The 19,826-nt window shown below is 46.1% G+C and carries 22 protein-coding genes; 7 read left to right on the top strand and 15 right to left on the bottom strand.

Annotation, left to right across the window (positions count from 1 at the left end):
* Positions 1 to 24: 24 nt before the first annotated feature.
* Positions 25 to 915 (bottom strand): flavin reductase family protein, encoded by an 891-nt coding sequence (locus tag ACT6NU_RS07555; RefSeq protein WP_445381067.1) that lies wholly within the window; start codon positions 913 to 915, stop codon positions 25 to 27.
* A gap of 108 nt (positions 916 to 1,023) precedes the next feature.
* On the opposite strand from ACT6NU_RS07555, the gene ACT6NU_RS07550 reads away from it, so the two are divergent.
* Positions 1,024 to 2,181 (top strand): sensor histidine kinase, encoded by a 1,158-nt coding sequence (locus ACT6NU_RS07550; RefSeq protein ID WP_445381066.1) that lies wholly within the window; start codon positions 1,024 to 1,026, stop codon positions 2,179 to 2,181.
* Positions 2,174 to 2,542 carry a hypothetical protein gene (locus tag ACT6NU_RS07545; RefSeq protein WP_445381065.1) on the top strand — a complete coding sequence of 123 codons (369 nt, stop codon included), beginning with the start codon at positions 2,174 to 2,176 and terminating at the stop codon, positions 2,540 to 2,542. Before ACT6NU_RS07550 ends, ACT6NU_RS07545 begins: the two co-directional genes overlap by 8 nt.
* Here ACT6NU_RS07545 and ACT6NU_RS07540 read toward each other — a convergent pair.
* Both ACT6NU_RS07540 and greA read right to left on the bottom strand, forming a co-directional pair.
* The gene (locus ACT6NU_RS07540) at positions 2,520 to 2,909 is read right to left on the bottom strand and encodes an HIT family protein (RefSeq protein ID WP_445381064.1); all 390 of its coding nucleotides are present in this window, start codon (positions 2,907 to 2,909) and stop codon (positions 2,520 to 2,522) included. The genes ACT6NU_RS07545 and ACT6NU_RS07540 overlap by 23 nt on opposite strands.
* Before the next feature lie 64 nt (positions 2,910 to 2,973).
* Positions 2,974 to 3,447, bottom strand: coding sequence for a transcription elongation factor GreA (greA, locus tag ACT6NU_RS07535; protein ID WP_445381063.1), 474 nt, complete (start codon positions 3,445 to 3,447; stop codon positions 2,974 to 2,976).
* 112 nt (positions 3,448 to 3,559) lie between these two features.
* Here greA and ACT6NU_RS07530 point away from each other — a divergent pair, with 112 nt between their 5' ends.
* On the top strand, positions 3,560 to 4,006 hold the full coding sequence (locus ACT6NU_RS07530) for a hypothetical protein (RefSeq protein WP_445381062.1): 447 nt from the start codon (positions 3,560 to 3,562) through the stop codon (positions 4,004 to 4,006).
* On the opposite strand, the gene ACT6NU_RS07525 is transcribed toward ACT6NU_RS07530, so the two are convergent.
* From ACT6NU_RS07525 to ACT6NU_RS07500, 6 genes are all read right to left on the bottom strand, one after another.
* Positions 4,003 to 6,234, bottom strand: coding sequence for a TonB-dependent receptor (locus ACT6NU_RS07525; RefSeq protein WP_445381061.1), 2,232 nt, complete (start codon positions 6,232 to 6,234; stop codon positions 4,003 to 4,005). The two genes, ACT6NU_RS07530 and ACT6NU_RS07525, sit on opposite strands and share 4 nt — an antisense overlap.
* Before the next feature lie 337 nt (positions 6,235 to 6,571).
* The gene (locus ACT6NU_RS07520; RefSeq protein ID WP_445381060.1) at positions 6,572 to 8,110 is read right to left on the bottom strand and encodes a DUF4301 family protein; all 1,539 of its coding nucleotides are present in this window, start codon (positions 8,108 to 8,110) and stop codon (positions 6,572 to 6,574) included.
* Positions 8,107 to 8,670, bottom strand: coding sequence for an AAA family ATPase (locus ACT6NU_RS07515; protein ID WP_445381059.1), 564 nt, complete (start codon positions 8,668 to 8,670; stop codon positions 8,107 to 8,109). The genes ACT6NU_RS07520 and ACT6NU_RS07515 overlap by 4 nt, the downstream gene beginning before the upstream one ends.
* Positions 8,625 to 9,263: a nicotinamide riboside transporter PnuC gene (pnuC, locus tag ACT6NU_RS07510; RefSeq protein WP_445381058.1), complete on the bottom strand. Its 639-nt coding sequence runs from the start codon at positions 9,261 to 9,263 to the stop codon at positions 8,625 to 8,627. Before pnuC ends, ACT6NU_RS07515 begins: the two co-directional genes overlap by 46 nt.
* Positions 9,247 to 9,507: a thiamine-binding protein gene (locus ACT6NU_RS07505; RefSeq protein WP_445381057.1), complete on the bottom strand. Its 261-nt coding sequence runs from the start codon at positions 9,505 to 9,507 to the stop codon at positions 9,247 to 9,249. Before ACT6NU_RS07505 ends, pnuC begins: the two co-directional genes overlap by 17 nt.
* 55 nt (positions 9,508 to 9,562) lie before the next feature.
* A complete protein-coding gene (locus ACT6NU_RS07500) occupies positions 9,563 to 10,207 on the bottom strand; it encodes a 4'-phosphopantetheinyl transferase family protein (protein ID WP_445381056.1) in 645 nt (214 codons plus the stop codon).
* Between the two features lie 145 nt (positions 10,208 to 10,352).
* Between ACT6NU_RS07500 and ahcY the strand changes: the two genes are divergently transcribed.
* Positions 10,353 to 11,669, top strand: a complete 1,317-nt coding sequence (ahcY, locus tag ACT6NU_RS07495; RefSeq protein ID WP_445381055.1) for an adenosylhomocysteinase — start codon at positions 10,353 to 10,355, stop codon at positions 11,667 to 11,669.
* A 53-nt stretch (positions 11,670 to 11,722) separates the two neighbouring features.
* Here ahcY and ACT6NU_RS07490 read toward each other — a convergent pair whose 3' ends face one another.
* The 4 genes from ACT6NU_RS07490 to ACT6NU_RS07475 all read right to left on the bottom strand — a co-directional run bounded on the left by ACT6NU_RS07490 (position 11,723) and on the right by ACT6NU_RS07475 (position 13,843).
* The gene (locus ACT6NU_RS07490) at positions 11,723 to 12,307 is read right to left on the bottom strand and encodes a DUF3332 domain-containing protein (RefSeq protein WP_445381054.1); all 585 of its coding nucleotides are present in this window, start codon (positions 12,305 to 12,307) and stop codon (positions 11,723 to 11,725) included.
* A gap of 111 nt (positions 12,308 to 12,418) precedes the next feature.
* Complete coding sequence (rpmA, locus tag ACT6NU_RS07485) at positions 12,419 to 12,679, bottom strand: 50S ribosomal protein L27 (RefSeq protein WP_445381053.1); 261 nt, start codon at positions 12,677 to 12,679, stop codon at positions 12,419 to 12,421.
* 41 nt (positions 12,680 to 12,720) lie between these two features.
* Positions 12,721 to 13,275 (bottom strand): 50S ribosomal protein L21, encoded by a 555-nt coding sequence (rplU, locus tag ACT6NU_RS07480; protein ID WP_445381052.1) that lies wholly within the window; start codon positions 13,273 to 13,275, stop codon positions 12,721 to 12,723.
* 115 nt (positions 13,276 to 13,390) lie between these two features.
* A complete protein-coding gene (locus tag ACT6NU_RS07475) occupies positions 13,391 to 13,843 on the bottom strand; it encodes a DUF4199 domain-containing protein (protein ID WP_445381051.1) in 453 nt (150 codons plus the stop codon).
* Between the two features lie 176 nt (positions 13,844 to 14,019).
* Here ACT6NU_RS07475 and ACT6NU_RS07470 point away from each other — a divergent pair, with 176 nt between their 5' ends.
* Positions 14,020 to 15,339 (top strand): M16 family metallopeptidase, encoded by a 1,320-nt coding sequence (locus ACT6NU_RS07470; RefSeq protein ID WP_445381050.1) that lies wholly within the window; start codon positions 14,020 to 14,022, stop codon positions 15,337 to 15,339.
* Positions 15,340 to 15,343: 4 nt separating this feature from the next.
* Positions 15,344 to 17,425, top strand: a complete 2,082-nt coding sequence (locus tag ACT6NU_RS07465) for a M16 family metallopeptidase (protein ID WP_445381049.1) — start codon at positions 15,344 to 15,346, stop codon at positions 17,423 to 17,425.
* Between the two features lie 43 nt (positions 17,426 to 17,468).
* On the opposite strand, the gene ACT6NU_RS07460 is transcribed toward ACT6NU_RS07465, so the two are convergent.
* Positions 17,469 to 18,341 carry a DMT family transporter gene (locus ACT6NU_RS07460; RefSeq protein WP_445381048.1) on the bottom strand — a complete coding sequence of 291 codons (873 nt, stop codon included), beginning with the start codon at positions 18,339 to 18,341 and terminating at the stop codon, positions 17,469 to 17,471.
* Positions 18,342 to 18,408: 67 nt separating this feature from the next.
* Here ACT6NU_RS07460 and ACT6NU_RS07455 point away from each other — a divergent pair, with 67 nt between their 5' ends.
* Entirely contained in the window at positions 18,409 to 18,876 is a 468-nt protein-coding gene (locus ACT6NU_RS07455; RefSeq protein WP_445381047.1) for a hypothetical protein, read from the top strand.
* 2 nt (positions 18,877 to 18,878) lie between these two features.
* On the opposite strand, the gene ACT6NU_RS07450 is transcribed toward ACT6NU_RS07455, so the two are convergent.
* A complete protein-coding gene (locus tag ACT6NU_RS07450; protein ID WP_445381046.1) occupies positions 18,879 to 19,823 on the bottom strand; it encodes a pyridoxal-phosphate dependent enzyme in 945 nt (314 codons plus the stop codon).
* Between the last annotated feature and the right edge of the window lie 3 nt (positions 19,824 to 19,826).

Raw genomic sequence — 19,826 nt, 5'->3', positions numbered from 1 at the left:
TTAACTATTTGATTTTTAATTTTTTTACGCCTGCATCCCGGCCAGGAGTAAATTCCAGGCAGCATTTACGTCGTTTTGTTCCAGGTATTGCTTGGCCTTTTTATGGACCTGTTCCGGGTCGTCAGCACTGAGAACGCTGCGGGCTTCCATATTGGATTGCAAAAACTGCTGAACTTCCTGGGCCGATGGCAGGGAATCTACATTTCCAAGCATCCCCAGGTCATTACCACTCAAGATTTTACTCTGCCGAATTTGCAGCGGAATAGCATCCACCCCAACACCCAGGCTCGATAACGGCTTGGGGACCTCAAAGAGGCCTGCAGCTGCCCTGCTGTACCAATTTCCCCCCAGGCGGGATACCAGGTCCAGCTTAAAGGGATCAATCCGCCCGTCCTGATCGAGTATGGAGTTACTGATGTGAATTTTTACCACTTCAGAAAAAATAAGGTTCCCGGCTCCGCCTTCTTTTCCCAGGGCCATAACTTTGGTTACCTTGCATTCAAACTGAACAGGAGACTCGGCCACCCTGAAAGGTTTTATTTTTTCGGAAGGGAGCATGGTAAATCCGGCTTTCTTAAACTCATTTACCCCTTTGCCGTATTCAGTACTGGCCAGAGACATCTGCTGAACCATATCGTAAGACACTACACTGATAACCACTTCCCTGTTTTGCTGAACATTTTCAAGGGTGTGCTTGGTGGTATTGTCCCTCACGCGCCGCGCCGGGGAAAAAATCAATACAGGCGGGTTTGCACTAAAGACATTAAAGAAGCTGAATGGAGCCAGATTGGGCTGACCATCAGCTCCGATAGTGCTGGCAAAAGCAATGGGCCTTGGGCCCACAGCCCCCAGTAAATAGGCATGGAGTTCTCTGGTTTCCAGATCAGATGGGTTCAGGGACAGGCGCTCTTCCATAGTCTGACAAAAGTATGTAAAAAACCCCCGAAATGGAAGCGAATACGGACAACAGTCCACAACAATTCCCGGCAAATTAAGTTATCTTTAAGGACCATATGGCATAGTATGCGATTTAACCCGCCTAAAAAAATTTCCAACGCAATTCTGCTGATCTCCTCCTTTGTGATCGTTAGCCTGATCCTGTGGAACACCAATAGTTTTTTCAAGAAATTCAAAGAAGAGGAGCGCTTTAAAATGGAAATCTGGGCTACAGCCCAATCTGAGTTGCTGCGTTCTTCAGAAGACCAGGACCTGGGAAACTTACACCTGAAAGTCTTACAGAATAATACCAGCACCCCCATGATATTGGTGAACCAGGACGGGTCCTTTAAAATCAACAATATGGAGGGGGTCTCCGCAGAAGACAGTTTGTTGATCCGGGATAAAATAGTACGGTTCCAGAATGAAAACACCCCTATTATTATTGATTTTCAGGGGGAACAACTGGCAACCCTGTATTACGGAAACTCTGAAGTACTCAACAAACTGAAATATTATCCCATTGCGCTGCTTTTGATCATTCTGCTCTTCGGCACCGTAATCTTCTTTTTCTTTAAAACCAATAAGGCTTCCGAACAAAATAAACTCTGGGCAGGGATGGCAAAGGAAACGGCCCATCAGATCGGGACCCCGCTTACCTCCCTCCTGGGGTGGAATGAAATATTGAAGTCCGAAAAAATCAATCCGGAAATCACCTCCGAAATAGAAAAGGATATCGGCAGATTGCAGACCATTACGGAAAGGTTCTCACAAATCGGATCCCTGCCGAAGCTGCAGGAGGCAGACCTTGTGCAGGAAACCCGGGAGGCTTTTGAATACCTGAAATTGAGAAGCTCCAGGCTCATTCAGTTCAGCTTTGAATCCAAAGCCGAAAAAATCCCGGTAATGCTGAACAAATCCCTGTATAACTGGACCATCGAAAACCTTGTAAAAAACGGGATTGATGCGATGAAGGGCAAAGGGCACATTTCCATTGAGATCCAAACGGCCAACCCCTACGTAAATGTACTGATTTCCGATACCGGGCATGGGATTCCACGCCAGCATTTCCAGGATATCTTCAACCCGGGCGTAACCACCAAGAAGAGGGGTTGGGGGCTGGGGCTTTCACTGGTCAGGAGAATTGTTGAGGAATACCACCAGGGAAAGGTAAAAGTATTAACATCCGGAAAAGAGGGAACCATAATGCAGGTATCCTTTAAAATCAAAAGTGATCATGGCTAAGAACAAGCAAAAAATCCTGAAAGAAGCCCCTTTGAGCAACAATTGCCCGGAGTGTTTCAACCAGGACCTGAAACTGACTTTTTTCCAGAAGCACAGCTACGGCAAGTTATACCACCGCACCACCTCAGAAGTGAGCAGGACCCTTGAATGCAATACCTGCAAAAGTCAGATTTTCCCGGTACAGTGGACAGAAGACATTGAACGCAGTGTGGATTACTATGAAAAGGCTGTAAAGCCTGACAAGGCGGGAATTCAGTTCAAACCCCTTTTCTATATACTGATTCTCCTGGGAATTGTATTGGTAGCTGCCCTGGTTTACCTCTTTCAGCAAGGTTATTTCAAAGGTTTGACCGGATTTTAGCTGCAATGGCTTCAAATTCCTCCGGACTCAATTGTTCTTTTTTCTGAAAGGTAGCATCTGCCATGGTTTGTAACGGGATCAGGTGCACATGTACATGGGGTACTTCCAGCCCAATAACCGTCATTCCTACCCGAAGGCAGTCTATACTGGCATCCAGGGCAATTGCTATTTTTCTTGAAAAGCGCATAAGGCTCTCGTAGGCCCCGGGGTCCATATCCGTAATCTTGTCCACTTCATTTTTCGGAATACATAAGGTATGCCCCTTGCTGTTTGGGTTAATATCCAGAAAAGCAAAATTATCGGCATCCTCCGCTATTTTATAACAGGGGATCTCTCCATTTATAATTCGGGTAAAAATACTGGGCATGATATGGCGTTTGTTTTCACTAAAGATAGTAAAAAGCCGTTTCGGGAGCCCCGTTAGGCAGAAGCTATCGCGAAATCTCGAGAATTTCAAATTTCAGGGTGCCGTTCGGGACCTGAATTTCGGCAGTATCGCCAACCTTCTTGCCGAGAAGCCCCTTTCCTATGGGAGAAGTAACCGAAATTTTACCGGATTTAAGATCGGCTTCACTTTCAGCAACAAGGGTATAGCTCATTTCCATACCATTCTGAGTGTTTTTAAGCTTTACGGTAGAGAGTACCAGAACCTTAGAAGTATCCAGCTGGGATTCATCAATGAGCCTTGCATTGGACAATAATTCTTCCATCTTGGCAATCTTCATCTCAAGCAGGCCCTGAGCCTCTTTAGCAGCATCGTATTCAGCATTTTCAGATAAATCTCCTTTATCCCTTGCCTCTGCAATGGCCTGGGAAGCTTTTGGGCGCTCTACATCCCTGAGGTGATTTAATTCATCCTTTAATTTTTTCAACCCCTCTGCCGTATAATAAGATACCTTGCTCATATGGTCTGCTTTTAATAAATAGAAAATCCCCTGCTATACTTACGTATATTTGAGAGGATTTAACGCAAATATAGGTATTTTTTGCAGATTTTTGTTCTAAACACCCATTGTCATGCCGCGTATTTCGATACTGCCTGCCTTACTGCTCCTCTTGTTGCTTCAGGCTTGCAGCAACAATACCAATAACCGAAATCCCTATTTGCAGGAAATTGGATTCCGCTTTGAGATCAATCTTAACTTACCCTTGTACAGCCCGCTTACAACAACCGGAAATGCCGTTTATATAGGCAATAATGCAACGGGAATCCGAGGAGTATTTGTCATGAATACAGGCTTTGATATCTTCAGGGCCTTCGAAGCCTCCTGCCCCAATCATGCTCCAAACAGTTGTTCCACCATGCGCATAGAAGGACAGGTAGCCCGTTGTGACTGCGAGGATTATACCTACAGCCTTTTTACGGGGCAGCAACTGGACCGCCCCGATGACGGGAACCGTTATTTTGACATGCTGGAATACCGCGCTAACCGTAATGGGAATCTGGTAATCCTCAGCAATTAAAACTCGAAGGCAGCTCCCAGGAGGAAATTAATCCCCGCCTGCGGATAATACCCCACTCCTTCAACAGTAGTAATGGTACCCGGATTTGAAAAATCATCATCAAAGGTGTAGAAGTATCCATTGGAACTGAATTTGGCATCGAAAATATTGTTGACCAGGGCCGTAAACCGGATTTCCTGAATCAGGCCACGTGGCTGCAGGGTATAAACCAAATTGATATCTGTTTGGGTATAAGCATCCAGTTTTGAACCTTCTGCCTCTATATTACTCATATACTGTTCCCCAACATATTTGCTGAGCAAGGCCAGCTGTAAGGCATCCGTTGGCATGAAAACGAGTCGGTTTCCGGCCACGATTCCAGGGGAGTAGGCAATGGGTGTATCCCCCAGGTTTTGCAATTCTCCATCTCTTCTGAAAAAGTAATCCACATTCCGGTTAAGGCTAAGGGCCAGATTGGGTTGCCAGCTGAAGCGTTCTCCCAGGCGAAGGTCTGCGTCCATCTCCAGGCCCAGGCGGTAGCTATCCCCTATGTTTGCCCTTATGGGCGCCCCAACATCATTCAGTGCCCCGGTAAGCACCAGTTGGTCTTTATAACGCATATAATATAAATTGGTATTGAGGCGTATCCCTTCTTTTAAATAGCGCCACCCGAGTTCAAAATCGTTCAGGCGTTCCGGTTTCGGATTCCCGTTTTCGTAGTCGTTTCTGTTTGGTTCCCGGTTCGCCACCGCATATGAAAAATACAGGTTCTGGTAGGAGTTCAGGTTGTAAGTAAGACCCAACTTGGGGTTGAAAAAGTTAAAGCGGTCATCTACCAGCCCGGTTTCCTGTCCATTGGCCTGGTAGCGCACCCCCCTGTATTGCAGGTCTACAAAGAATCGGAATTGCTCACCCAAAAGGTAATTCGCCTTACCAAAAAAATTGATGTCATCCTTCTGGGAATCGTCTTCATAGTACCGGTCTCCCCTGTCTATGCCCGGGGCATTCCTGGCCCAGATTACCTCCCCGAAATGGTCTCCGCGATAGGTGTTTAGCCCACCGCCAAAAATTAGTTCCAAAGGGCCTTTGGTGTACTCTGCAGAAAATACGGCCCCGTAAAAATCATTGTCAAGCCACCTGCGTCGGATATAATCGGTGGTTTCCTGTTCTTCCCCGTTAATGGTTGGGTTGGGCTGTCCGAGAAAACTCAGCTGGGCGTCGGGAGCAAAAAGGATATTGCTGTAGTACCACTCATCTACGTATTCTTCAAAAAACCCCCTCCCACGGGTGTAGTGAATGGCCATGCTGGTTCTGAGAGCAGATGTCCATTTTTCATTCCAGTGTAATTGAAAATGGTCCTGTTTATAGTTGTCTACCTGATTTTCGTAGAATCCCTCAAAATTCCCATCCGGGTCAAACTGTATCCCGGCAATATTAAAGCGACGATTGGTTTCCAGGCTGGGGTCTTCCCCTATAGCACTGATGGTGGCAGGGTCAAAGCCATACCAGGACTGATAGGTTATTTCATGCCCGCCAAAGAGGAGTACCTTAATAAGGGTGTTGTCATCCTTGTAGGCCCCCTGCAGGAAATAGGAGTCCAGGTCAGAAGCAGCCCGGTCTATGTACCCGTCCGAAGCGATCCGGGACAGGCGACCTGAAAATTCAAAATGATCTTTTAGCAATCCCGTACCGAACTTCAAGGTGGCCCTGTGCGTATTGAAACTCCCCAGAGAAGCGGAAAGGCTGGCGTAGGCATCTTCCCTGATGGCATCTGTAAGCAGGTTCAGGCTGGCCCCGAAAGCCCCGGCCCCATTTGTGGAAGTACCCACCCCGCGCTGTAATTGCAGGTTTTCGGTAGAGGATGCAAAATCAGGCATATTGACCCAGAAAGTGCCCTGTGATTCCGCATCGTTATAAGGAATACCGTTGATGGTAACATTTACACGGGTTGCATCGCTTCCCCTGACGCGTATGCCCGTATAGCCAATACCTGCCCCTGCATCGGAAGTAGACACTACCGAAGGAAGATAATTCATAAGGATGGGGATGTCCTGGCCCAGATTCCTGGCCTGAACCCGTTCTTTCTTCAGGTTGGTGAAGGTAACCGGAGATTCCTGTTTGGCACGAACTGCAGAAACCAGGACCTCGTCTAGCTTGATCTCCGCTGCCGTAGAGTCTTTATCTGTTTGTTGTGCACACAGGAAGACAAAATTGAAACACAATGCCCCTGAAAGTATGATTTTTTTCATTCGTCAAATATTTACGAATAAAAGGGGCCATTATTCTCATTAGATTGTTGCTGCTGTGATCCTTAAAAATACAGGAGCTTAGTTTCCGGTATCTTTTAAATTAATTTATCACAAGCCTTTGGACCTTTTTAAAAGGCCGTCCCTTGGCAGCATTACCTGCCCAGGTTCAGCGGGTCTGATCTCAGCCTTGAAAAGCACTTTGGAATACAAATAGTTCCTCAGGCCTTTAAAAGCACCCCTTAAGAGATGCCGCAAAGATAAGAAGCCAGGGCTAATTGGCGAAATACTTCAAAAGCTTTCTAATCAGGGAAGTTTACAAAACCTAAAAATATGGGGGCTAAACCTGATGTGCCGGTTTGAGGAGGTCATTTACGGTTTTGACCGGATTGAAAGTGCTTACCGGCACTTCAACAAAAACAGTATTCCAGTAAGCCATGGCCCCATTCCACAAACCGGGAAGTTCCAGGGCTTTTAAAGGCCGGCCTTCAAAGGTTTTGTCTGTGATGAAACCCAGGCGTTCATCTACAAAATTCATCAGTTTGTAATCCTTCCCAAAGGCATCCCGAACCCCGCAGACTATGTCTACCGGGTTAAAGTGGGTGGATTCTTTAAAAATCTGCATTTGTTCCGGGTCATCCGTATTTACCTGTGCCGACTCGACAATCTGGAGCGAAATGTGCCCCTTCTGGTCAGCAACCCAGAACGGTCCGCCTCCCGGTTCCCCTTCATTGCGTACCATTCCGCAGACACGGATAGGCCTGAAGAGCTTATCCTTTAAGATAGCCAGCTGCTCTTCTATGCTATACCCTTCAAATGAGGCACCGAAGCGGGCATTGAGACGGGTCTCCAGAAATTCGCGAATACGGTGTAGCAGGTCCGTATCTAGGGAGCCCTGCTCCAGCATACGCGCAAAACTAAATGCCTGTTTTTGGAGCATCAGCAGGTATCCGCCAAGCACTTCCTTCCAATAGGCTACTTCCTCCAGTGATTCACGGACAACCACATTGTCTATATTTTTTATAAAGATCAGGTCGGCCTGTTGTTCATCCAGGTTTTCTATAAGCGCCCCATGGCCTCCGGGCCTGAACAGAATATCACCCTCCTCTGTTCTGAACGGCTCATTTTCGGGAGTTACAGCGATCGTATCTGTTGCCGCTTTCTGAAACGAATAACCTACATGAAAGCCGCATTTGGTGCGGTCTTCCACTGTTTCTGCCACCCGCAGGTGCTCCTTATCAAAGAGTTTCTGATGGTCTTCGGAAATGGTAAAGTGCAAATACGCCACATTGGTGCTGCGGGCAAAGGAAGCCCCCTCGAGGAGGTGCTCCTCATAAGGGGTCGCCAAATATCCCTTATAATTGTGAAACGGCAACAAGCCTTTGGGGTAAAAACCGTAATTCAGGCCGGTTTCGGACAAAAGTTCATCCACAAACCGAAAGACCCGATGGCCCTCCGTTTTATGCTCTGATCCAATCCGGGAATTTACCATTTCATAAAAGGCGAATTCTTCCATTCCTTTTATAAAGGTTTTAATTCCCTTATTCGCCGTTTTTTTCAGGTACTTCTCCAGGGCTGTCTTTTCCGGGTCGTATTCCTCTAAAAAATTAAAGAGGTCCTTGAACATACGGGAGGCTGCCCCGGATGCAGGGGTAAATTTCAATACCTGCAAGCCTTTCTTATGTTCCCTGAAATAGGCCTGCATCTGCTCTTGCTGCTCCTGCCCAAAACGCAATATCCCATCATCGATAACGGCCGCTTTCTCCAGTTGCACAAAGGGTATTCCTTCCTCAAAGATCCCGATTTGCTTTAACACCTTGTCCTCAGAAATTCCTTTAGCTGTAAATAACTGCTTGTCTTTCTCTGTAAATTCAATCATGCGTTGCGTAATTTGTCTATTTGAGTAATGGCCTTTTGCAGCCTCTGTTCCCGACTTCCCCTTAAAATAATAAAACTCCTCTGAGTATCTTCCAAAGCACGCTTAAAATATTCGAACATTTCTTCACGCTGGTGCGGTTTGTCCCGAAGGTCATCTGCCTGCCAGGGAATATCAATATCCGTAAGCAGGTAAAGATCGTACTGGTTTTGCAGGGCGTATTTTTCCAGGACAGGATCACAATAACCCAAATAATAGGCCTCTGAATAAACCTTGGTTTCCAGTAAGTCCGTGTCGCAAATTAACAGTCTATTCGCCTTTTGCGTTAATCGATTCTCCAGTTCCATTTGTCCGCGGGCAATAGGCAGCAGGTCTTCTGCTTCGCAAACTCCTTCTCCCCTGTCCCACTTGGCCTGCAGGTATTCCCTGGCGTATTCAGGCACCCACTCTGTATTGTAGTGCTCAGCCAGGGCCCTGGCCAATGTAGTCTTTCCTGTAGACTCCGGGCCAAAAATAACTACTTTAAGGAGGTCTGAAGGCTTTTGTTCAAGAGCTTTTTCCATGCAAAATATCCTTGGATGGCCAAGATAGTAAATATGAGATACTGCAGGGACAGCATTCCCCAGCCGCGATAGGCATAGAGGGGTACTGTGATAATATCTGCCAGGATCCAAAGGGTCCAGTTCTCCAGTTTCTTGTTGGCCATATACCACATAGCTGTAAAAAAGACGCCAGAGGTGAAAATATCAATATAATTGGTATACCCTATTTCCGTCCCGAAGAGTTTGTAAACACCATAGGTAACCCCCAGGGTTAGCGCAAAGAGCAGCAGCCCTATCCATTTTTCCCGGGTGTTGGTCCGGCTGATGCGGACCAGTGAGGTTTCCCCTTTCTTGCGCGACCAGTTCCACCAACCATAAACGCTCATCAGGGAATAGTACAGGTTGAGCATCATATCCCCCAGCAGTTCATCTTTCAGAAAGATGTACATGGTAATCAGGGTGGCAATCAGCCCGGTGGGATATACCCAGATATGCTCCCTCTTTGCGTAGATAACACTTGCGATCCCGAATACAAACGCAATGGCCTCCAATACAATAAAAAGCAGCGACCTGTCCCGGTACGGATCCAGGAAAAAATCAAAAATGGGGCTCATAGGAACTGCGATCGGTTTTGACAACCTTTATGGTAAATACTCCCTGTTGCATGTTTTCGAGGCTGGATCGGATTTCCTGCTGCAGTAGTTGCATTACCTTATTGTAATCTCCATAAACCTGGGTGCTGAGCGGGTTCTCAATTACCTTCAGGCCTGAAGCCCTCAGGGATTTTATAAAGCAGATGACAGCTTCTTCGTAATTGTCCTGCAAAGGACTTAGGGTGATTTCTACAGAAATGTCCATGGTTAAAGCTTAAAAGCCAAAGGTAAGGCAGAGTTTGCGAATACGCAGACGGATCTCATTGGGAGGTTTCATTTTTCAGAGCGTATGCACAGACATAATTTTCAAATTCCAGAAAATTCAGACTGAAATCCGTACGCCTGCCCTTATACGAAACACTTCCCCAGCTTTCCCCCTCTTCCATCTCAAAATCTTCTATATGGATATGATTTAAAAAACTCAGGCCCGGACAAGCCATTATTTTGTAAAGCGATTCCTTGGCCCCCCAGACCATTGTGAGTTTACGGATAAGCGCCTCTTCATTGGCCAGTGTCCTGTACTCGTTTAAAGGGGTAAACTTACGGGCAATCTTCATTATTTTGTCCCGTTTTTTTTCAATGTCTATCCCCACTTCCCTGTGGGTGGAAACTATAATCCCTGTAAACTCAAAGGAATGCGTAATAGAGATGTGGGCGCCATCCTTCAGGTGGGGTTTGCCATTGGCATCGTAAAAAAGGTCGTTGTCTGAATAGCCCGCCAGGCTTAAGAGGTGCCGAATACTCAGATAACCCCTTCTGTGGATTTCCGATAGCATATTAGAAACCCTCTGCTCGCTGTTTTCTGAAAGCAGCGCTTCGGCGCGAAGACGGGCTTCCGGCTCCGTTACATTCCAGATAAACACCCTGGTTTGGGGATCAATTGTTATACTTTTATAAAGAGGCATAGGAAATCCGAACTTATCAGTACCTTTGTAACCGCATAAAAATAAGGGACTGGTATACAAATTAAGAATTTAAGGCCACTTATTTTTGTTCCCTTAAAAGGGAATTTCAAAAAAGTAAATTTTAGAATAAAAGTTATCCATTGCTATGAGTACCAAAACAGTAGAATACATGCCCTATAAAGTCAAGGATATCAGCCTGGCTGATTGGGGCCGTAAGGAAATTTTATTGGCTGAGGCTGAGATGCCAGGCCTGATGGCACTTCGAGAGGAATACGGAAAGGAAAAGCCCCTGAAAGGTGCGCGTATTGCAGGGTGCCTGCATATGACCATCCAAACTGCCGTGTTAATAGAGACCCTGGTAGCCCTTGGAGCAGAAGTTACCTGGAGTTCCTGCAATATATTCTCTACCCAGGACCACGCTGCAGCAGCTATAGCCGCAGCTGGGATCCCGGTTTATGCATGGAAAGGCATGAGCGAGGAAGAATTTGACTGGTGTATTGAGCAAACCCTGTTCTTTGGGGAAGAGCGCAAACCCCTGAATATGATACTTGACGATGGCGGCGACCTTACCAATATGGTATTTGACCGCTATCCGGAACTCGCAAAAGGAATCCGTGGGCTTTCTGAAGAAACCACAACAGGGGTCCACAGGCTATACGAGCGCATGAAGAATGGCACCCTTCCCATGCCCGCAATAAATGTAAATGACTCGGTAACCAAGTCAAAATTTGACAACAAATACGGGTGCAAGGAAAGTGCAGTAGACGCCATCCGCAGGGCCACTGATACCATGCTGGCTGGGAAACGTGTTGTTGTTGCCGGATATGGGGATGTAGGTAAAGGAACGGCAGCCTCCTTCAGGGGAGCGGGTGCGATTGTAACCGTCACCGAAATTGATCCGATTTGCGCCCTTCAGGCCTGTATGGATGGCTATGAGGTTAAACACCTGGAAAGTGTTGTCGGCAATGCAGACATCGTAATTACGGCTACCGGGAATAAGGACATCATACAGGAACAGCATTTCAGGGCTATGAAGGACAAGGTGATCGTTTGCAACATCGGCCACTTTGACAACGAAATAGATATGGCATGGCTCAATACACATTTCGGGCATACCCGGGATGAAATCAAACCGCAGGTAGATAAGTACACACTTGACGGAAAAGATATTATCGTGCTGGCCGAGGGAAGACTGGTGAATCTCGGATGTGCTACCGGCCACCCGAGTTTTGTAATGAGTAACAGTTTTACCAACCAGACCCTGGCGCAGATAGAGCTGTGGAAAAACTGCGATAAATACGAGAACAAAGTCTATATGCTGCCCAAACATCTGGACGAGAAAGTTGCAGCCCTGCACCTTTCAAGGCTGGGAGCAGAATTGACGGAGTTGCGTCCGGAGCAAGCCCGTTACATAGGGGTGGAGGCCAAGGGGCCATTCAAACCCGATTATTACCGATATTAATTCAAAAAAAACCCGGAAATGTTTTCCGGGTTTTTTTTGGTGTTAAACTCTTCCTACCGGGCTTCGGCCAGCATCCCTTCCATAAAGTAGCAGGATTTGTATTCCTCTATTAGGGCAAGGCCTTCTCTGCGGTCCATCTGGGTATTCATCTTGATTTCTTTACCGTCTGGCAAGTACACAATATAAAAGCCTTCCTCCATTTTGGAGAGGGGTATGATTTCCCCGTCCGGACGGATGGCATTCCAGGATTTTTCATCAGGTTTGTAAAAAAGTTCAATTTTTCCACCTTTCTTGGGGCCATCTATTACGGCTACCTGAATTCTGTTTTTGGTAGCGGTCATTTTATAAGTATTTCCGTCCCTTTCCACCATTTGAACTTCCTGCTCTCCTTGCTGCATCGCAATGGGGTTCGCTCCAGACCAGAATTCAATGACGTTAAAGATGAGCGAATCCCCCAGGAAAAACAGAGGGTATACAGGAATGATATTTAATCCCCAGAACACCAGGTTATTTACAAACTTATTGTCCGATACTTCCTGGTTCCAGTCTTTCAGGTTGTTAAAGGCCCTGAAGGATCCAAGACAACTGCTAAACAAAAGCGAGGCGACCAAAGTAAGGGCCATAAATGATTTTTTCATTTGATGTGTTTTTAGTGATTACCTCTTGAAGATATTAAAAAATGATAAAACCCCGGAAAATAAAAAGCCCGCTCTATGGAGCGGGCTTTAAATAATATGATTGGGTTCCGATTAAGCCTCAAACGGCTCGATGGATACAAAGGATTTTCCACCAGACTTCTTGTCAAAACGGACAATTCCGTCAACCCGTGCATGCAGGGTATGGTCTTTTCCCAGATAAACATTTTCACCAGGGTTGTGTTTGGTACCCCTTTGGCGTACAATGATATTTCCGGCAATGGCTTTTTGCCCGCCAAAAATCTTTACGCCTAATCGTTTCGATTCTGACTCGCGTCCGTTTTTGGAACTTCCAACACCTTTCTTGTGTGCCATGGTATTAACTTTTTTGGAAGGCTTGCCTCCCTGTTTTCAATTTATTTTCCTCCGAGGGCTTTGATTAATTCAGCCTTCTTCATAGATGAATATCCACTAAGCCCTTGTTCTTTAGCCATATCTTTGAGCTCAGCTACTGTTTTTGAACTCAAATCTGCTGTTGATTTTGGCTTTTCTGCCTTAGGCTCGGATTTTGCAGGAGCCTCTTTTTTGGCTTCTACTTTCTTTGCAGGAGCTGCTTTAGGGGCGGGAGCCTCTTTCTTAGCTGCTGCTTTTTTAGCGCCTTTAGCAACGATACCCTCAATTACCAGTTCTGTAAGGTACTGGCGGTGTCCGTTCTTTACGCGGTATCCTTTTCTTCTTTTCTTTTTAAAGACAATTACCTTGTCTCCTTTTAAATGCTTTACGACTTTAGCCTCTACAGCTGCGCCGTCTATAGCCGGGGCGCCAATGGTAACCGCATCACCATCTTCTATCAGAAGTACCTGGTCAAAAGTAACTTTTTTCCCTTCCTCTTCTTTCAGACGATGTACGAATACCTTCTGGTCTTTCGCAACTTTAAATTGCTGCCCTGCTATCTCTACAATTGCGTACATAGCGAAATAAATGATTATTTAGACAATCCTCTGACCGTAGAACAATTGCTCAATTCGTCAAAGGCGGGTGCAAATATACTGCTAAATTGCCAATAGGCAAGCCTTTAAAGCGGTTTTAAGAAGATTTTTTTTGGTTGTACGAACTTTTGAATAACTGCATAAAACTCAGCGTCAGTACAAGGGAACTGGCAAAGCCCATAATAGCAACCGTAAAAAAGACTATCCCCTCAAAATTCTTAAAGTCCTTAAAAAAAGTGGTAGAGAGGTTTGGCAGAAAATCTGTATTGATTTCGGTGCTGTAGAAGGCAAAAAAAGCGGTAAAGATGAGTGTGGCCACAAAACCGACAGTAATACCCGCCGAAAAGCCCTTGCCGTAATTGAAGTCTTTACCCAGTTTTAATTTGTAATACTTGATGGCCTCATAAATTCCAAAGCCCGTGATGACTCCGTTGAACAGGCTGTAAAAAACATTGGTGTGCAGCCCAAATAGGGACAGCACCAAAAAATAAGCTATCAGACTTCCGCTTGTTGCAAGTCCAAAACGGATGGGGAGAGCAAATCTCATCATTTGTAGTAACAATATTAGTTCCCTTTAAAGATACTATTATTCGCTTATTTTATATTAAAAAATAGTTAAAGAAAGTCTGGAAGATTTTGAATTTACACCCTAAGAGGTATCTTGGAGAGCTTTGGGAGTTGTAGGAAACTGCCTATATTGCAAAACTTAATAAAACCCTGTAACGCATGAAAAAATTATTGCTATCAGTCCTGTTTTCAGGGCTGCTTCTAACACTAACTGCCCAGGAGGTATCCTATGAGGAATACGACCTGGATAACGGCCTGCATGTTATCCTGCATCAGGACAATTCGGCCCCTGTGGTAATCACCTCCATTATGTACCACGTTGGTGGAAAAGACCGGACGGAAGGACGGACAGGGTTTGCCCACCTTTTTGAGCACCTTTTGTTTGATGGAAGTAAAAACATTCCTACAGGCGGATGGGATGAAATTATTTCTACCCGTGGCGGGCAGAATAATGCAAACACCTCTCAGGACCGAACGTATTATTACGAGCTTTTCCCATCGAACAACCTGGAACTCGGCCTATGGCTGGAATCGGAGCGCCTGTTGCACCCAACAATCAGCCAGGAAGCTTTGGACCGGGAGATAGAAGTGGTTAAAGAAGAACGGCGCCTGCGGTATGACAATAGTCCATATGGTCAGCTTCTGCCTGTTCTCGGGGAAACTCTTTTTGAGAAGCATCCTTACAAGGATCCGAATATTGGCTACATGGAAGACCTGGAGCAGGCAACGCTAGATGACGTAAGGGCATATAACAAGAAATACTACGTGCCCAATAACGCTGTATTGGTAGTGGCCGGGGATATTGATATGCCTGAAACCAAAAAGATGGTGTCGGACTATTTCGGGCCCATCCCCAGGGGAGAAGAAATTGTGCGCAATTATCCGGAAGAAACTCCCATTACCCAGCAAATCACTAAAAAGACCTATGACCCTAATATACAGATCCCCGCTTCCCTGGTGGCATACCGCACGCCTGGGTTTACGGAAAGGGATTACCGCGTGCTCGACATGATTTCTACCTACCTCAGTGATGGGCGAAGTTCCAAGCTTTATAAAAAGCTGGTGGATGAACAAAAACAGGCCCTGCAAATAAGTGCCTTCAATATTGGGCAGGAAGATTATGGGATGTATGTCATTTTTGGGATCCCCGTTGGCGAGACCCCACTGCAGACACTGGTAACGGAAATTGAAGAAGAGATCGCCTCACTTAGAATTGAACTTATTTCGGAAAAGGATTACCAGAAACTACTCAATAAATTTGAAAACAACTTTGTAAACTCGAATGCCACCGTTGCAGGAATAGCCGGATCCCTGGCCACCAATTACATGCTTTACGGAGATACCTCATTGATAAACAAGGAAATCGAGATTTACAGATCAATAACCCCTGAAGAAATACGCGATGTGGCTATCAAATACCTTAAACCAAACCAGCGGGCTATCATTGAATACCTCCCTGGTGAAAAAATGGAAAACTAAGACTATGAAAAAGATACTTTTTACACTCGTCCTGACCTTTGGAGCCCTTTCGCTGCATGCCCAGGTAGACCGGACCAAAATACCGGAAGCCGGGCCGGCTCCCAAAATCAAGCTGGATAAGCCAGAGCAGTTCAAACTCGGCAACGGCCTTACGGTCCTGGTGGTTGAAAACCATAAGCTCCCCAGGGTATCCGTTCAATTGGATATTGACAACCCCCCGATTTATGAAGGTGACAAGGCAGGAGTAGCCAGTCTGACCGGAAGCATGCTTGGAAAGGGCTCCAAAAACATTTCCATGGATGCCTTTAACGAGGAAATTGATTTTATGGGCGCCCGCCTGGAAATCTTTTCACAGGGTGCTTTTGGGTCCAGCCTAAGCAAATACTTCCCAAGGCTTATGGAGTTGATGGCCGAGGCTGCCCTCAGCCCGAATTTTACACAGGAAGAATTCGATAAGGAAAAGAACAAGTTAATCACCAATCTTAAGTCTAATGAAAAAGACACCAAGGTGATCGCCAGGAGGGTGCGAAGCGCCCTGGCCTATGGGGTAAACCACCCATACGGGGAATTCACAACAGAAGAAACCGTTAATAATGTAACCCTGGTGGACGTCCAGAATTTCTACAGGAATTATTTTGTGCCAGCCAATGCCTATTTGGTAGTTGTGGGAGATACGAACCTTGAGGAGGTAAAGAAACTGGTGGAGGAATACTTCTTACCATGGACAAAGGCTTCTCCCCCTTCCTTCGAATTTTCAGACCCATCTGATGCGCAATATACACAGATCAACTTTGTGGATGTTCCCAATGCCGTACAATCCGAAATATGGGTAGAAAACCTTGTGGGCCTCCAAAAGAAAGATCCCGATTACCTCTCTGCAACTATGGCGAATTTTGTATTGGGTTCTGGCGGCTTTACGGGCAGGCTGATGAAAAACCTGAGGCAGGATAAGGGCTATACCTACAGTACCTATTCTTCCCTTGGTAACAGCAAATGGGGAACTTCGACCTTTGCTGCCTCGGCCGGGGTACGGAATATGGTTACTGACAGTGCCGTAGTTGAAATCCTGAAGGAAATAGAACGCATGACCGAAGAGCCCATTTCGGAAAAAGATCTGGAACTGGCTAAGGCCATGTATTCCGGTAATTTCGTAATGCAACTTGAAAGGCCCTCCACAATCGCCAATTACGCAGTGGAGATCCTTCAGGAAGACCTACCTGAAAATTTCTATGAAACTTTTCTTGAAAGGATAGAAGCCATTACCGTAGAAGACATTCAAAAGGCTTCTAAAAAGTACTTTAAGCCCAACAATGCACGGGTTGTAGTAGCTGGAAAGGGAAGCGAACTGCTTGAAAACCTCGAAAAAGTAAGCTTCAAAGGGAAAACTGTACCTGTTAAGTATTATACCAAATACGCTCAGCCTGCCGAAAAGCCGGATTATTCCGCTTCCGTACCTGAGGGAATAACTGTAGCTGCCGTTGTGGATAAATACTTTATGGCAATTGGCGGGAAAGATAAAGTTGGAGCCATAAACTCTCTGAAATTGGTATACGAAGGGTCTGCAATGGGCGCAACCATTAAGACTGAAGAAATTCGCACAGCCGAAAATTACGCCCAGACGACCTTTATGAACAACAACCCCATGATGGGAGTAATCGCCAAGGGGGATGAACTGTTTATGAAGCAGGGAGGAAACAAAATGCCACTTCCTCCGCAGATGCAAAAGGATATGAAGAATGCCATGGGTATTTTCCCGGAACAGGGCTTCGCTTCCAATCCTGAGGTCAAGCTTGCCGGAACGGAAATGGTGGAAGGTAAGGCAGCCTACCGCATCGATGTCCCCGGGGAAGTAGTGCAGGCCAGTTATTTTTACGACGTAGAAACCGGCCTGAAGGTAAAAGAGGCCTCAGTGGTATCCATGAATGGGCAGACGCAAAACCAGGAAACCTTTATCAAGGAGTATCAGGAAGTAGACGGTGTAAAGTTCCCGTCTGTAAAGCTCGGATCGATGGGGCCTCAGCCAATTGAAAGCAAATTGCTGGAAGCGATTATTAATTACGAAGTAACTGAATCGGATTTCAACTAAACCCGAATATTTTACAGGAGTAAAGGCACCCCAAAGGGTGCCTTTATTTTTTGTTGACCAGGTAAACCCCCAGCAGGATAATAGCTGCTGCACCCATTTGCATTAAGGTAAAACGTTCTCCGTCTAAAAGGCCCCAAAAAATTCCCACCACAGGGATGAGATAGGTAACCGAAACGGAGAAAACCGGGGTTGAAAGCTGGATTAACTTATTGAACATTACCTTGGCCACACAGGTGCCAAAAATGCAGAGGATAACAATATATCCAATGGAAGACCAAAAATAGGGCCCATTGATCACCGTACTGGTAAAGGCTCCTGAAAATGGGAGGATAATCAGGGCCGGAAGCATGATGGAAATAAAATTCCCCGTAGCAATCCCCATCGGACTCACTTCAGAGAGTTTACTTTTAATAATATTTGCATTACAGGCGTAGCAGAGTGCTGCCAGTACTACAAGCCCTGCGTACCAGTAATTTTGTCCCGGATTGATTTCTGCCCCGAGGTATATGAGCAGGGCTGCTCCGGCCAGCCCAACCAGAACACCTGTTAGCTGATTGGTGCTAAAGGATATCTTAAATGCAAAGTACCCAACAAAAAGGGTAAACAGCGGAACCAGGGAATTTAAGATAGAGGCTATGCTGCTGTCGATTTCAGTTTCGGCAAAAGCAAACAGAAACATGGGAATAAAGCTTCCCACCAGGCCGCTCAGCGCTACCCACTTCCACTGTTTTTTTTCAATAGGACGAAGAGATTTATAGCCGATCAGCAATAACAAAGCTCCGGCAATCAGAATACGGACACTCCCCAGTTGCAGGGCCGTAAATCCCTGCAGTCCCTTCTTGATAAGGATATAGGAAGTCCCCCATATAACGGAAAGTACGATCAGGTAGAACCAGCGCCGGTTTACATCGCTCATAGGCGGGAAAATTACGGCAAAGTTCCTACTTTTGAAGAATGTAGCGATAGTATAAAACTATTCATCTATGCAAAAGTCAAATGCTTTTTACCTTAAAGTCCTTAGCCTGTCTATTGGCCTGATAGCCTTCGTAACACTGGGTTGTAAACCTGAGCAGAAAGAAAATACCACTTCCAAGCAGATGCAACGTGTTATGGCCATACACGACTCAGTAATGCCTAAAATGAAGACTATCGGGAAATTGGTCGGACAGCTGAAACCCCTGGCAGATAGTTCCCAGCAGGGTATTGCCTATCAACTGGCCATGAAGGACCTGCAGGAAGCCAATACGGCCATGATGGACTGGATGAAAGGCTTTGGGGACCGGTTTAAATTCGAAGAAATTCACAAAGGGAAAGAATTGACAGCTGAAAAAGAGGCCTGGTTAGAAGAGGAAGAGGTAAAGGTAAAGGTAATGCGCGATAAGGTAAACAGCAGCATTGAACGAGCCGAAACGCTCTTAAAAATATTGGATACTACTCAAACCGATCAGTAGGCCTAAAAAGGCAAATTTTGTAAGTCCACATTCCCTCCGGAAATAATGATTCCTGTTTTGTGATCTTTAAAATGCCGGGGTTCCTTCAGCACCGCCGCAAAAGCAACTGCACTGGAAGGTTCGATTACGATCTTCATCCGTTCCCAGATCAAATGCATGGCCTGCACAATCTCCGCTTCCGTAACGCGTATTATGGTTTGTACGTGATTTTGTAAAATCGGGAAGGTATGGGATCCCAGAACCGTCCGAAGCCCGTCTGCTATGGTATCAGTGGTCTCATTATCCATTATTTCACCCGCCTTCAGGGATCTGTAGGCATCATCCACAGCAAAGGGCTCTCCTCCCAAGGCGATGCAATTGTTTCCGAAATATTTTACTGCCAGAGCTGTCCCTCCCAGCAGTCCCCCTCCCCCAACGGGGGCAATTACCTTTTCCAAATCTGGAACCTCCTCAAGCAGTTCCATACAGGCGGTTCCCTGTCCTGCTATAACCATGGGGTCATTGGAGGGGTGAATAAAAATAGCTCCATGCTCCTTTGCAATTCGGGCTGCAGCCTCTTCCCTGGCCTGCAGGCTGGGATAGCATTCATATACCTTCCCCCCGTATTGCAACACGGCTTTTTTCTTAACCTTTGGTGCATTTTCGGGCATCACAATATAAGCAGGAATGGACAGGGACCTTGCGGCCAGGGACAGGGCCTGGGCAAAATTCCCGGAGGAATGCGTGACCACGGCCGGAACTGCTCCAGTCTCCATCAGGCGGATCAGGGCGTGGGTAGCCCCCCGTATTTTATAAGAGCCGCCCCTTTGGAAGTTTTCGCATTTAAAGTACAGCCGGGTTCCGGAAAGCTCATTGAGCAGGCCGGAGGTAAGCACGGGCGTGCGATGTATGTATGGGCTTACTTTTTGGAGTGCCGAATGAAGTAATTCCTTGGGATATGCCTGCATCTT

Source organism: Robiginitalea rubriflava (assembly GCF_052540725.1).
Note: the sequence above shows the minus strand (reverse complement) of the source record. Positions and strands in the feature narration are given on the sequence as shown.

Bases quoted from the DNA above. Each gene is read 5' to 3' on its own strand.
- ACT6NU_RS07555 (WP_445381067.1), bottom strand. From the start codon at position 915: ATGGAAGAGCGCCTGTCCCTGAACCCATCTGATCTGGAAACCAGAGAA.
- ACT6NU_RS07550 (WP_445381066.1), top strand. From the start codon at position 1,024: ATGCGATTTAACCCGCCTAAAAAAATTTCCAACGCAATTCTGCTGATC.
- ACT6NU_RS07545 (WP_445381065.1), top strand. From the start codon at position 2,174: ATGGCTAAGAACAAGCAAAAAATCCTGAAAGAAGCCCCTTTGAGCAAC.
- ACT6NU_RS07540 (WP_445381064.1), bottom strand. From the start codon at position 2,909: ATGCCCAGTATTTTTACCCGAATTATAAATGGAGAGATCCCCTGTTAT.
- greA (WP_445381063.1), bottom strand. From the start codon at position 3,447: ATGAGCAAGGTATCTTATTATACGGCAGAGGGGTTGAAAAAATTAAAG.
- ACT6NU_RS07530 (WP_445381062.1), top strand. From the start codon at position 3,560: ATGCCGCGTATTTCGATACTGCCTGCCTTACTGCTCCTCTTGTTGCTT.
- ACT6NU_RS07525 (WP_445381061.1), bottom strand. From the start codon at position 6,234: ATGAAAAAAATCATACTTTCAGGGGCATTGTGTTTCAATTTTGTCTTC.
- ACT6NU_RS07520 (WP_445381060.1), bottom strand. From the start codon at position 8,110: ATGATTGAATTTACAGAGAAAGACAAGCAGTTATTTACAGCTAAAGGA.
- ACT6NU_RS07515 (WP_445381059.1), bottom strand. From the start codon at position 8,670: ATGGAAAAAGCTCTTGAACAAAAGCCTTCAGACCTCCTTAAAGTAGTT.
- pnuC (WP_445381058.1), bottom strand. From the start codon at position 9,263: ATGAGCCCCATTTTTGATTTTTTCCTGGATCCGTACCGGGACAGGTCG.
- ACT6NU_RS07505 (WP_445381057.1), bottom strand. From the start codon at position 9,507: ATGGACATTTCTGTAGAAATCACCCTAAGTCCTTTGCAGGACAATTAC.
- ACT6NU_RS07500 (WP_445381056.1), bottom strand. From the start codon at position 10,207: ATGCCTCTTTATAAAAGTATAACAATTGATCCCCAAACCAGGGTGTTT.
- ahcY (WP_445381055.1), top strand. From the start codon at position 10,353: ATGAGTACCAAAACAGTAGAATACATGCCCTATAAAGTCAAGGATATC.
- ACT6NU_RS07490 (WP_445381054.1), bottom strand. From the start codon at position 12,307: ATGAAAAAATCATTTATGGCCCTTACTTTGGTCGCCTCGCTTTTGTTT.
- rpmA (WP_445381053.1), bottom strand. From the start codon at position 12,679: ATGGCACACAAGAAAGGTGTTGGAAGTTCCAAAAACGGACGCGAGTCA.
- rplU (WP_445381052.1), bottom strand. From the start codon at position 13,275: ATGTACGCAATTGTAGAGATAGCAGGGCAGCAATTTAAAGTTGCGAAA.
- ACT6NU_RS07475 (WP_445381051.1), bottom strand. From the start codon at position 13,843: ATGATGAGATTTGCTCTCCCCATCCGTTTTGGACTTGCAACAAGCGGA.
- ACT6NU_RS07470 (WP_445381050.1), top strand. From the start codon at position 14,020: ATGAAAAAATTATTGCTATCAGTCCTGTTTTCAGGGCTGCTTCTAACA.
- ACT6NU_RS07465 (WP_445381049.1), top strand. From the start codon at position 15,344: ATGAAAAAGATACTTTTTACACTCGTCCTGACCTTTGGAGCCCTTTCG.
- ACT6NU_RS07460 (WP_445381048.1), bottom strand. From the start codon at position 18,341: ATGAGCGATGTAAACCGGCGCTGGTTCTACCTGATCGTACTTTCCGTT.
- ACT6NU_RS07455 (WP_445381047.1), top strand. From the start codon at position 18,409: ATGCAAAAGTCAAATGCTTTTTACCTTAAAGTCCTTAGCCTGTCTATT.
- ACT6NU_RS07450 (WP_445381046.1), bottom strand. From the start codon at position 19,823: ATGCAGGCATATCCCAAGGAATTACTTCATTCGGCACTCCAAAAAGTA.